Origin of the sequence: Acidovorax sp. Leaf160, assembly GCF_001424265.1 — a bacterium.
Taxonomy (GTDB): domain Bacteria; phylum Pseudomonadota; class Gammaproteobacteria; order Burkholderiales; family Burkholderiaceae_C; genus Paracidovorax.
This window is the reverse complement of record NZ_LMOV01000012.1, coordinates 239,434-251,657: the sequence shown is the minus strand read 5'-3', so window position 1 is coordinate 251,657 and position 12,224 is coordinate 239,434. Positions and strand designations below refer to the sequence as shown.

The window sequence follows — 12,224 nt, the reverse complement described above, 5'->3', positions numbered from 1 at the left end:
AGGCGGGCGCCACACACTTGATCGGGGAAGCGACACACATGAAACACCGCGCCAAGGTTCTGCGCGATACCAATGCGGGCCCCGGCCTGCTGAGCATCGACGGCAAGCAACATCCATTTTCGCTCGAAGCCCACTGGCGGTCCGACGTACCGCCGCGCGTGGGGATGGTGGTCGATGCGGAACTCGACGATGCAGGCAGCCTGCTGGCGGCGATGCCGGTGGCCGATGGCCAAGTGATGAAGGAGCAGGCTGAACAGGCGCTCAAGATGGCCCGGGCCCGGGGTGGCCAGTGGACCGCCGGGCTGACCGCGCGTTTCGGCGCACCGCTGCTGGTGGCGATGGCAGCTCTCGGCATCGGCTGGTTCGTCTTGAACACCGTCGTGGTTCAGCTCACGCCGGGCATGCGCATCGGCATGTCGTTCTGGAAGCTGCTGGCGCTGCTGAACTCCCCGGCCTCCCTGGTGTCCAGCCTGAGCGCGAACGCCGCCAGCGGCGGCGGCGGAATCTATGCCCTGCTCTGCATCCTGGCATTCGCAGGCCCGTTCGTACCCTTCTTCTGGAAGGACCGGCGAGCCCATCTCTGCGGCCTGCTGCCCCTGGCCTTCATGCTGGTCACGGCGGTCCTGATCTATGCGGGCATCCAGGACGGCCTGGCGCAGACGCGTGAGATGGTCGGCGGCTTCGGCGGCCAACAGGCCAGGCAGATGGCCGAAGCCATGGGCCGCGAAATGATGAAACAGGTGTGGAACGCGGTCTCGCTGGGCCTGGGCTTCTACGTCTCGCTCATTGCCAGCCTCTACCTCGCGGCGCGTGCGGGCGTCCATTTCTTGGCCGCAAGGACCTGAGCCACGACCTTTCCTCTCGCGCCCTCCGACCTTTCCTCCACCCCCTCACGGCTACACCATGCAAGACCTCTTCAAGACCCTCCCGATCGCCGTCGCCCTGCTCGCCGGCCTGGCCGCGTGCGGCGACAAAAGCGCGCCTGCCCCCGCAACGAACACCCCACCCAGCCTGGCCGATGCGAACCAGCCGGCAGTCATCGCCGAGAAAGCCAAGGAGCAGATGCGCGCCGCCTTGCCGCAAGGCGACCCCCAGACGCCATCGGCCAGCTATGTCCAGCTGCAGAGCGGAAACCAGCTGATGTTCACCTATCTGGCTCTGGCCAACCTGCCGGTGAACTACAGCGAGGTGGCGCAGAGCTACTCGCCCGAATACGCACGGTCGTCGGACGAATTCCAGAAGAACGATCTCCTGAAGGCGCTCAAGCCGAAGATCGACAACGCGGTGGCGCAGGCGTCGCAGCAGCGCTATCTCAAGCTGAGCATCGACAACGCGCTGCAGAAATACGATTTCGAGAAGAAAGGCTTTCCGATCGCAGCGTCGGTCTGGGACAAGGGCAACTACCGCTACTTCGGGGACAACGGCAAATACCGCCTGAGCTTCCACAACGGCGCCGACTATCGGTACCTGAGTGTCCCGGACGAAGACAAGGCCCGCGTCATCGAAAGCCTGCGCAGCAAGTACGAGCCGCTGGAACTGGTGGTCTACAGCTACGCGCAGGATGCCGACATCAGCAACAACGCCACCCAGGCCCAGATCCTCAAGATGGAACTGGTGGACAGGAAGGGCAACGTCCTGACCACGCAAGGCGGCCGTTGAGCCAGATTACTGGCCCGGGTCGCGGACCTCCCAGCGCACCGCGTCGATCTGAGCCAGCAGCTCCGGCGAGAGCTGCGTGCCCCAGGCATCGAGATCCTCGTCGAGCTGGGCGACGGAGGTGACGCCGATGATGGTGCTGGCCACCTGCCACTTGGTGTAGCAGAACGCCAGCGCCATCTGCGTGGGCGTGAGGCCGTTGTCGCGCGCCAGCTGGTTGTAGCGGCGCGACGCGGCCAGCGCTTCCGGCCGGCCCCAGCGCTGCTTGCGCACCGACTCATAGCGGGCGATGCGGGCAGCCTGGGGTGCGCCGGGGTCGGTGGGCGCGTGCTGGTCGAACTTGCCCGTCAGCAGGCCGAAGGCCAACGGCGAATAGGCGAGCAGGCCCACGTTCAGGCGGTGGCAGGTTTCGTCCAGGCCGTTTTCCCAGCTGCGGTTGATGAGGCAGTAGGGGTTCTGCACGCTGACCACTCGGGGCAGGCCGTGCGCTTCGGCCAGGCGCACGAATTCATGCACGCCGTAAGGTGTTTCGTTCGACAGGCCGATGTGCCGCACCTTGCCGGCCTTCACCAGCCCGGCCAGCGCTTCGAGCTGTTCATGGATCGGCGTCTGCGAGGTTTCCTTGGCCGGGTCGTAGTAGAGCGCCCCGAAGGCCGGCACGTGCCGCTCGGGCCAGTGGATCTGATAGAGATCGATCACGTCGGTCTGCAGGCGCTTCAGGCTGGCGTCGCAAGATGCCACGATGTCTGCGGCCGTCATACCTTTGCCTTCACGCACCCAGGGCATGCCGCGCGAGGGGCCTGCCACCTTGGTCGCCAGCACGATCTTGCCGCGCGCGCCCGGGCGCTGGGCGAGCCAGCGGCCGATGATGGATTCGGTGGCGCCATAGGTTTCGGCGCGGGCCGGCACGGCGTACATCTCGGCCGTGTCGATGAAGTTGACACCGCGGTCCAAAGAGCGGTCGAGGATGGCGTGGGCATCGGCCTCGGCCACCTGTTCGCCGAAGGTCATGGTGCCCAGGCAGATGGGGGTGACGCGCAGATCGCTCTGCCCCAGCAGAAGTGTGTTCATGGGAAAAAAAGCTTTCATGGACAAGCGGGGCAGTTTACGTTTTGCCCGCGCGTCGTGCAGGAAGAGGACGCAAGGCGCCTGGGCGCGCCCGCCCCGGTCCGCACCGATCCGCACCCATCCGCCCGGATCGACTGTCGCCCTCGGGCCATCGGCACACCGGGGCGTTCCGGAATAATCGGGCGCATGTACCAGCCCCTTCGCCCGTCCCGCAGCGCCATGCTGCCCGTCCGCACCCTCGACTACCACGTGCGCCTGTGGGGGCCGGCCGCCGGCGCGTCCGCCCTGCCCGAGCCACAGCCTCTTGCCCCTCTTGCCCCTCATTCGCCGGCTGCCACCCTTGCGCCCCTGGTGCTGGTGCATGGCTGGATGGACGTGGGCGCGTCGTACCAATTCGTGGTCGATGCGTTCTCCGAGGCGTTCGTGCAGGGCCGCACCATCATCGCGCCCGACTGGCGCGGCTTCGGCCTGTCGATGCCCGAGGCACGCTGCGACCACTACCAGTTCGCCGACTATCTGGCCGACCTAGAGCGGCTGCTGGACCATTACGCGCCGGGCCAGCAGGTGGACCTGGTGGGCCACAGCATGGGCGGCAACGTGGCCATGACCTATGCCGGCGTGCGGCCCTCGCGCATCCGCCGGCTGGTGAACCTGGAGGGCTTCGGCATGCCCGACGTGCCCGCGGCCAAGGCGCCCGACCGCTACGTGCAGTGGCTGGAAGAGCTGGCGCAGCTCGAGCGGGGGGAAAAGGACCTGAAGGACTACGCCAGCGCCGACGGCGTGGCCGAGCGGCTGATGAAGACCAACCCGCGCCTGTCCGCCGACAAGGCAGCGTGGCTGGCGCGCCAGTGGGCCCGGCCCGACGACGCCGGGCGCTGGCGCATCCTGGGCGATGCGGCGCACAAGATCGTGCGCCCGCACATCTACCGTGCCGACGAGACCCTGGCGCTCTACGAACGCATCGTCGCGCCGCTGCTGGCGGTGGAAGCCAGCGACGACAGCCTGGGGCTCTGGTTCAAGGGACAGTACACCCTGGCCGACTACCACGAGCGCCTGCTGCGCGTGCCCGACTGCCGCACGGCGCTGGTGGAAGACGCCGGCCACATGCTGCACCACGACCAGCCGCAGGCTGTGGCGGCGCTGATCGAAGAGTTTCTGACCGCGCCCTGATTCCGTCGGCAGCGCAATCCCAGGCCAAAAAGGCCGCCAGCGCCCGTCGAAAGGGCATACCATGCTATCATTTTTGATATTTTCGCGGCGCCGCGTGGCCACAGCCGTGGCCGGGCGCGGGGCATTGGGCCGCCCTGCTCCACCGCGTGAGAAAATCGCCGGTTACTTCTTCTCATACAGAACACAGGACACCCGCACCATGGACGCAGAACGCATCAACCTCATCGGCACCACCCTTCAAGACCTGGCTCTGCGCACGCAAGAGTTACGGAGGTATCTTTGACTTCGATGCCAAATTCGAACGCCTGCGCACGGTAAACGCATCGCTGGAAGACCCGGCCGTCTGGAACGACCCGAAGAAGGCGCAGGAACTGGGCAAGGAACAGAAGTCCCTGTCCGGCGTGGTCGTCACGCTCGACAAACTCACGCGCGAGCTGGCCGACAACACCGAGCTCTACGACATGAGCAAGGAAGAAGGTGACGAAGCCGGCCTCGAAACCATCGAGGCCGAGACCGCCAAGCTGCGTCCGCTGATCGAAGAGCTGGAATTCCGCCGCATGTTCAGCAACGAGGCCGACCCGCTGAACTGCTTCGTGGACATCCAGGCCGGCGCCGGAGGCACCGAGGCCTGCGACTGGGCCAGCATGCTGGTGCGCCAGTACCTGAAGTACGCCGAGCGCAAGGGCTTCAAGACCACGGTGGAGGAAGAAACCCCGGGCGACGTGGCCGGCATCAAGAGCGCCACCATCAAGATCGAAGGCGAATACGCCTACGGCCTGCTGCGCACCGAAACCGGCGTGCACCGCCTGGTGCGCAAGAGCCCGTTCGATTCGTCCGGCGGCCGCCACACCTCGTTCGCCTCGCTGTTCGTCTATCCGGAGATCGACGACTCCATCGAGATCAACATCAACCCGTCCGACGTGCGCACCGATACCTATCGCGCATCCGGCGCGGGCGGGCAGCACATCAACAAGACCGATTCGGCCGTGCGCCTGACGCACATCCCGACCGGGATCGTCGTGCAATGCCAGGACGGCCGCAGCCAGCACAGCAACCGCGACGTGGCGTGGCAGCGCCTGCGCTCGCGCCTGTACGACTACGAGATGCGCAAGCGCCAGGAGGAGCAGCAAAAGCTGGAGGACACCAAGACCGACGTGGGTTGGGGCCACCAGATCCGTTCCTATGTGCTGGACAACAGCCGCATCAAGGACCTGCGCACCAACGTCGAAATCTCCGCCACACAGAAGGTGCTGGACGGCGATCTCGACGCCTTCATCGAGGCTTCCCTCAAGCAGGGCGTTTGAGCCAAGCCGCCCGCAAGCCACCCACAAGCCGCCCAGCACCATGCCCATGCTCCACCAACGGTTGATCCCTCGATGGAGTCTTGGCGTGCTGGCGTCTGCATGGGCCTTGGCTGCCTGGGCGCAAACGCCGGGTGCGGAGGAGATTCGCCAGCGCAAGATCCAGTACCTGCAAGAGTGCTGCTACAACGCAGGCGGAGTCTCCGAAGCCGGCATTGCCGCGATCCCGACCGACGAACTCCTGCAGTACCCCGCCCGGCGCGAGGCCGCCGAAGCGCAGGTGCCGCGGCTGAACCAGATGTTTGCGGGGCGCTACCTGGGAAGCGTCGTCGCGCTCGATGACTTCAAGCCGCGGATTCTGTATTTCGTCAAAGGTCTGACTGCGGCAGACCGGGCCCGCGTTCAATCAGACCCGGCCTTGGCCGGCGTGTCGCTGGCGGACACGGCCTATTCGCTGCAGGACATTCCCCGGCTGAGCCGGCAGATCGAAAAAGAGCACCGATGGCAGGATCTGTCGCCGCAGGCGAAAGCGGCCTCCCTGCAAACGTACCAGGTGCAGTACCCCAGCCTGCAGTCGGTCAATGCGTTGCCCGATGAGGTTTTCATCCAGCATTGGCCAGCGGAGATCAATGCTCTGGGCGACGCAGCGCAGGGGATTTTTGGCGAACAACTCGTCACCATGGCCTGGAACAATGAGGTGCTGGGCCACGCGACGCTGGATGTATTCGTGTACCAGCCCCGGCCGGCGCAACTGCGGCAGCTGCGCGCAGTCAAGAGGCTGCGTGATGTTCGTGTGGTGCCCTTTGCCATGAGCAAGGCAGAGATCGAGCGCCTCGAAACCCGCATCCTTGGCGCGCTCTCTCCCGCCGTCCGGCCGAGCGAGCCCCCGCTGCTGATGAGCTTGTCCTTTGATTATCGAAAGCTGCAGTTCGACGTGGGCGTACACGCAGGTCAGGTCGAGCGAGCGCGAAACATCCTGCAGGGTCATGCCGATATCCCTGAGGACTGCTGCCATATCCAGGAGGCTCTGCAGGTCGAGCTGCTCGGCAGCGGGGCTGGCGCTCCGTGACCCCCCGCCCTCCTGTTGACACGCGCACGAACGCTGCGTGCCAACCCACCCCAGCGGTGCGCGCACCGCGTCTCATCGCCGAGGAACCTGCGCGCCAGCCCCTGTCGCGCCGCCATGCCTCTCGGCATGGCGCCAGTGCCTCGCCACGGAGTGGCAACATGATCCCCCTCCGACACCCGATTTCTTTGACCCGGCTCAACAACCAATTTTTGGAGAAGCATCCATGATGCGTGAAGGACAAGCACAGACCGTGCACCGCGCCGACTACCAGGCCCCCGCATGGTGGATCGACACGGTCGACCTGACATTCGACCTGGACCCGGCCAAGACCCGCGTGCTCAACAAGATGCGGGTGCGCCGCAACCCCGCCGTGCCGGCCGCGCCGCTGCGGCTGGATGGCGACGAACTGAACCTGGCCCGCGTGATGGTCAACGGCGCCGGCACGTCGTTCAAGATGGAGGGCAGCTGCCTGGTGCTGGAGAACCTCCCCGAAGGCGAGGAGCCTTTCGATCTGGAGATCTTCACCACCTGCTGCCCCGCGAAGAACACGCAGCTGTCGGGGCTCTACGTGAGCCAGGGCACCTTCTTCACGCAGTGCGAGGCCGAGGGCTTCCGCCGCATCACCTACTTCCTCGACCGGCCCGACGTGATGGCCAGCTACAGCGTGCTGCTGCGCGCCAGCCAGGCCGACTACCCGGTGCTGCTGTCGAACGGCAACCTGGTCGAACAGGGTGAGCTGGACGACGGCCGCCACTTCGCCAAATGGGTCGACCCGCACAAGAAGCCCTGTTACCTGTTCGCGCTGGTCGCGGGCAAGCTGGTGGCGCGCGAGCAGCGCATCCGCGCCCGCAGCGGCACCGACCACCTGCTGCAGATCTACGTGCGCCCGGGCGACCTGGAGAAGACCGAGCACGCGATGAATTCGCTGATGGCGAGCATCGCCTGGGACGAGGCCCGCTTCGGCCTGCCGCTGGACCTGGAGCGCTTCATGATCGTCGCCACCAGCGACTTCAACATGGGCGCGATGGAGAACAAGGGCCTGAACATCTTCAACACGAAGTACGTGCTGGCCAGCCAGGCGACGGCCACGGACGTGGACTTCGGCAACATCGAATCGGTGGTGGGGCACGAGTATTTCCACAACTGGACGGGCAACCGCGTCACCTGCCGCGACTGGTTCCAGCTGTCGCTGAAGGAAGGCCTCACCGTCTTTCGCGACCAGGAATTCAGCCAGGACCTGTCGGGCAGCCCATCGGCACGCGCCGTCAAGCGCATCGAAGACGTGCGCGTGCTGCGCACGGTGCAGTTTCCGGAAGACGCCGGCCCGATGGCCCACCCGGTGCGCCCCGACAGCTATGTCGAGATCAACAACTTCTACACCGTCACCATCTACGAAAAGGGCTCGGAAGTCGTCCGCATGCAGCACACGCTGGTCGGCCGTGACGGTTTCGCCAAGGGCATGAAGCTCTACTTCGAGCGCCACGACGGCCAGGCCGTGACCTGCGACGACTTCGCCCAGGCCATTGCCGACGCCAACCCCGACAGCGACCTGGCCCGCTTGCTGCCACAGTTCAAGCGTTGGTACGCCCAAGCCGGCACGCCCCGCGTGCGCGCCACCGGCAACTACGACATGGCGGCCCGCACCTACACGCTCACGCTGTCGCAGTCGCTCGCGCCCACGCCTGGCCAGGCAGAGAAGCTGCCCATGGTCATTCCCGTCGCACTGGGCCTGCTGGACGCGAACGGCCAGCCCGTCGCGCTGCAGCTGGAGGGCGAAGCCGCCCCCGGCGGTGCCGACCGCACCGTGGTGCTGACCGAGCCCAGCCACAGCTACACCTTCGTCAACATCGATTCCGCCCCGGTGCCCTCGCTGCTGCGCGGCTTCAGCGCACCGGTGCATCTGGACATCGAGTACACCGACGAGGAACTGCTGGCGCTGCTGGCGCACGACACCGATGCCTTCAACCGCTGGGAGGCCGGCCAGCGCCTGGCGCTGCGTTTTGCTATTACTTCAATAGCAAACTCCCAAGGCGACACGGGCGCCGAAGCCCCATATACCCCTGATTTGCTGCCGCAGAGCTACATCGCCGCCATGCGCGACGTGCTGCGCCATCCCACGCTGGACGCGGCCTTCAAGGAGCTGGTGCTGACCCTGCCATCCGAGGGCTACATCGCCGAGCAGCTCGACGTGGTCGATCCCCAGCGCATCCATGCCGTGCGCAGTGCCATGCGCACGCAACTGGCCGTCGCTCTGCAGCCGGAATGGGAAGCCATCTGGGACCAGCACCACGACACCGGCGCCTACCGCCCCGACGCGCTCTCGTCGGGCCGCCGCGCGCTGGCCGGCATGGCGCTGGCCATGCTGTGCCTGGCCGCGCGCGAGTCGGGCGACACGGTCTGGCCCGGCCGGGCCTACCAGCGCTTCAAGGACGCGGGCAACATGACGGACCGGTTCAACGCGCTGAGCGCGCTGGTCGGCAGCGGTCAGCCGCTGGCCGAACAGGCGCTGGCCCGCTTCCATGCCCTGTTCAAGGACGATGCGCTGGTGCTGGACAAGTGGTTTGCGCTGCAGGCCTCCACGCCCGACCGCGGCGGCCAGGCCCTGCCGGCCGTGAAGGCCCTGCTGACGCACCCGGACTTCAGCATCAAGAACCCCAACCGCGCCCGCAGCGTGATCTTCAGCTACTGCAACGCCAATCCGGGCGGCTTCCACCGCCAGGACGGTGCGGGCTATGCCTTCTGGGCCGACCGCGTGCTGGAGCTGGACGCGATCAACCCGCAGGTCGCCTCGCGCCTGGCACGCTCGCTCGACCGCTGGACCCAGCTGGCCGAACCCTACCGTACCGCCGCCCGCGCCGCGATCGAACGCGTGGCCGCCAAGCCCGCGCTGTCGAACGACGTCCGCGAAGTCGTCACGCGCGCGCTCGCCGACTGACGGCGCACCGCCCATCACCGCATCCCAACGAAAGAACCCTTTATGGCCCAGAAGATCAGCCTAACCCGCTACCTCGTCGAGCAGCAACGCGTCGACGGCCTCATTCCCTCGCAACTGCGTCTGCTGCTGGAAGTGGTGGCGCGCGCCTGCAAGCACATCAGCCACGCCGTGAACAAGGGCGCCCTGGGCGGCGTGCTCGGCTCGGCCAGCAGCGAGAACGTGCAGGGCGAGGTGCAGAAGAAGCTGGACATCATCGCCAACGAGGTGCTGATCGAAGCCAATGAATGGGGCGGCCACCTGGCGGCCATGGCGTCGGAGGAGATGGACAGCATCTACGTGGTGCCCAACCGCTACCCGCAGGGCGAATACCTGCTGCTGTTCGATCCCCTGGACGGCTCCTCCAACATCGACGTGAACGTCAGCATCGGCACCATCTTCAGCGTGCTGAAAAAACCCGAAGGCCATCCGGGCGTCACCACGGAAGACTTCCTGCAGGCCGGCAGCAAGCAGGTCGCGGCCGGCTACTGCATCTACGGCCCGCAGACCACCCTGGTGCTGACCGTGGGCGACGGCGTGGCCATGTTCACGCTGGACCGCGAGCAGGGCTCGTTCGTGCTGATCGAAGAGAACGTGAAGATCCCGGCCGACACCAAGGAATTCGCGATCAACATGAGCAACATGCGGCACTGGGACGCCCCGGTGAAGCGCTACATCGACGAATGTCTGGAAGGCACCGAAGGCCCGCGCGGCAAGGACTTCAACATGCGCTGGATCGCCAGCATGGTGGCGGACGTGCACCGCATCCTGACCCGTGGCGGTGTGTTCCTCTATCCCTGGGACAAGCGCGAACCGAACAAGCCCGGCAAGCTGCGCCTGATGTATGAGGCCAACCCCATGGGCTGGCTGGTCGAGCAGGCGGGCGGCGCCGCCACCGATGGCCGCCAGCGCATCCTCGACATCGAGCCCACGCAACTGCACCAGCGCGTCAGCGTGATCCTCGGCTCAAAAAATGAAGTCGAACGCGTGACCGGCTACCATTCCGGTATATAATTCAAGTCTTCGCCGGTGTAGCTCAGTCGGTAGAGCAGCTCATTCGTAATGAGAAGGTCGGGTGTTCGATTCATCTCTCCGGCACCAAACAAAAAAGCCCTGATTCGCAAGAGTCAGGGCTTTTTTCATGGCCGCGTGGGGCCAACGGTTTGCAACATCCTGGCCCCGGCGATCGGCCTTCGGCGCCATGCATTCTGGCTAGACTTCTGCGGATGCCTTCTTGGAGGCCCCCCTCAGATCAGTCAGGAGTTGTCTGCATGTTCAAGTCTTCGGTCGCGCTCGGCTGCGCGATGGTCCTGCTTTCGTTCGGGGCCTCGGCCATCGAACTCGCCAAATACCCACAGGTGTTCAACGGCCCGCAGGGCGTGGAGGTGGCCTTCGCTCCCAGCCGCGACGGCAAGGAGGCGTTGATGCGGGTGAGTGGCGTCAACAACCCCGTGGACTCGGTCGTCTTCCTCGGCAAGCGCGAGCAGCGCGGCGCCTCGACCGAGGCGTTCGTCACCACGCTGGACGGCCGGGCGCATGGCCTCGTGCAAAAGCAGCGCAGCCCCTATGGCGGTGGCGAGCAGACGCTGGCCTATCTGCCCGGCAGCGCGAAGGCATCTCGCTCACCTACGACGAGCAGAAAAGCAAGGCCCTGCAACCTGCGTCGCTGCTGGCCACCTACGAGCGGCAGAACAAGGAAGGCGTGCAGAACACGCTGGCCCGCTTCGACCGTGAAAAGCGCATGGCGCAGGCCCAGCAGGCACTGCAGCGTGCCGACCAGACCGCGAGCGAATCGTGCGGCACGCAGGTCAAGACCACGGTGGACTGGCCCTCCATCACCGAGGCGCAGTTCAAGAGCATGAGCATCGCCGGCTACTGCGGCGAAGTGGCCGAGCAGTTGGACCAGCAGTGCCGCAGTACGCCGGCGTTCAAGGCGAAGGTGGCCGAACTGGGCCGGGTCAGTTGCCGTTTCGGCGACGAACTGAAGCTGCGGGTCGAGGGCCAGCAACTGGTCTTCACCACGCAGGAGGACGCGCCCAACCAGGGCGACTTCATCCAGCAGTTCCTGCGCAACCACTGAGCGCTATCGCCCTGCCCCGCGCCCCGTGGGCACGCGGCAGCGCCCCGGCCTCGGCCGCTCCGTCAGTCGGCGGACCGAGCCGCTGCGCTGGCGTGCAGGCAGATGGCGGCCGCCGCGCCGACGTTGAGCGACTCCTCCCCGCCCGGCTGCGTGATGCGGATGTGCTGGGCTGCGCGCTGCTGCAGCGTGTCCGACACGCCCTGCCCTTCATGGCCCATGACCCAGGCGCACGGCCAGGGCAGGCTGGCACGGTGCAGATAGTGGCCCTGGTGCGAGCTGGTGGCCAGCAGCGGCAGGCCCAGCGCCTCGATGTCCTGCGGCTCCAGCCCTTCCACCATCCGGAGCGCGAAGTGCGCGCCCATGCCGGCGCGCAGGACCTTGGCGCTCCAGAGCGCAGCCGTGCCTTTCAAGGCAGCGACCTGACCGAAACCGAAGGCCGACGCGCTGCGCAGGATGGAGCCGACGTTGCCCGCATCCTGCAGCCGGTCGAGCACCACGGTGGACACGCCCGGCTGCAGGCCCTGGACGGAGGGCAGCTCCAGCACAAAGCCCATGCGGGCGGGTGATTCCAGCGAACTGATGTCGGGCCACAAGGCGTCGTCGATCACTATATTTTTGATAGCGGCATGTCCATACTCACCGTGCGCGAGGGGCCAGAAAGACTCCGAAAACACCGCCGTGGCCGGCCGCTGGCCCCGGTCGAGCGCTGCGCGACAGAGATGGTCGCCCTCCAGCCAGACGCACCCCTGCTTGCGGTAGGCCGTGCTGTCCTGCGCCAGCCGGCGCAGGTCCTTGACGAGCGTGTTGTCGCGGGATCGGATGGGCGTGATGGGGGATGTCATGCGGGGAGCTCGGGAGGGCAGAGCCCAAAATGAAAACTCGGAATGGCTGCCTCGGCGAACCGTCGGG

10 protein-coding genes and 1 tRNA gene are annotated in these 12,224 nt (G+C 66.3%); 9 read left to right on the top strand and 2 right to left on the bottom strand.

Annotation, left to right across the window (positions count from 1 at the left end):
- Positions 1–38 precede the first annotated feature (38 nt).
- The gene (locus ASF94_RS07760) at positions 39–845 is read left to right on the top strand and encodes a hypothetical protein (protein WP_056663945.1); all 807 of its coding nucleotides are present in this window, start codon (positions 39–41) and stop codon (positions 843–845) included.
- A 58-nt stretch (positions 846–903) separates the two neighbouring features.
- Entirely contained in the window at positions 904–1,659 is a 756-nt protein-coding gene (locus ASF94_RS07755; RefSeq protein WP_056663943.1) for a DUF4852 domain-containing protein, read from the top strand.
- Between the two features lie 6 nt (positions 1,660–1,665).
- Here ASF94_RS07755 and ASF94_RS07750 read toward each other — a convergent pair whose 3' ends face one another.
- Positions 1,666–2,727 carry an aldo/keto reductase gene (locus ASF94_RS07750; RefSeq protein WP_056663939.1) on the bottom strand — a complete coding sequence of 354 codons (1,062 nt, stop codon included), beginning with the start codon at positions 2,725–2,727 and terminating at the stop codon, positions 1,666–1,668.
- A 183-nt stretch (positions 2,728–2,910) separates the two neighbouring features.
- Between ASF94_RS07750 and ASF94_RS07745 the strand changes: the two genes are divergently transcribed.
- The 7 genes from ASF94_RS07745 to ASF94_RS21775 all read left to right on the top strand — a co-directional run bounded on the left by ASF94_RS07745 (position 2,911) and on the right by ASF94_RS21775 (position 11,315).
- On the top strand, positions 2,911–3,894 hold the full coding sequence (locus ASF94_RS07745) for an alpha/beta fold hydrolase (RefSeq protein ID WP_056663934.1): 984 nt from the start codon (positions 2,911–2,913) through the stop codon (positions 3,892–3,894).
- Positions 3,895–4,093: 199 nt separating this feature from the next.
- Positions 4,094–5,198, top strand: a protein-coding gene (gene prfB / locus ASF94_RS07740; protein WP_156382449.1) for a peptide chain release factor 2 whose coding sequence is annotated in 2 segments (ribosomal slippage) — positions 4,094–4,174 and positions 4,176–5,198 — 1,104 coding nt in all. Because the reading frame shifts where the segments join, the coding sequence is not laid out codon by codon here.
- A 40-nt stretch (positions 5,199–5,238) separates the two neighbouring features.
- Positions 5,239–6,264: a hypothetical protein gene (locus tag ASF94_RS07735; RefSeq protein WP_056663929.1), complete on the top strand. Its 1,026-nt coding sequence runs from the start codon at positions 5,239–5,241 to the stop codon at positions 6,262–6,264.
- Between the two features lie 226 nt (positions 6,265–6,490).
- Positions 6,491–9,199 (top strand): aminopeptidase N, encoded by a 2,709-nt coding sequence (gene pepN / locus ASF94_RS07730; RefSeq protein WP_056664840.1) that lies wholly within the window; start codon positions 6,491–6,493, stop codon positions 9,197–9,199.
- A gap of 42 nt (positions 9,200–9,241) precedes the next feature.
- Positions 9,242–10,249 carry a class 1 fructose-bisphosphatase gene (locus ASF94_RS07725; protein ID WP_056663926.1) on the top strand — a complete coding sequence of 336 codons (1,008 nt, stop codon included), beginning with the start codon at positions 9,242–9,244 and terminating at the stop codon, positions 10,247–10,249.
- An 11-nt stretch (positions 10,250–10,260) separates the two neighbouring features.
- Positions 10,261–10,336: transfer RNA gene (locus ASF94_RS07720), tRNA-Thr, on the top strand.
- A 601-nt stretch (positions 10,337–10,937) separates the two neighbouring features.
- Complete coding sequence (locus ASF94_RS21775) at positions 10,938–11,315, top strand: hypothetical protein (protein WP_235505295.1); 378 nt, start codon at positions 10,938–10,940, stop codon at positions 11,313–11,315.
- A gap of 62 nt (positions 11,316–11,377) precedes the next feature.
- Here the strand turns inward: ASF94_RS21775 and ASF94_RS07710 are convergent, their stop codons facing one another.
- Complete coding sequence (locus ASF94_RS07710; protein WP_056663922.1) at positions 11,378–12,157, bottom strand: RNA methyltransferase; 780 nt, start codon at positions 12,155–12,157, stop codon at positions 11,378–11,380.
- Between the last annotated feature and the right edge of the window lie 67 nt (positions 12,158–12,224).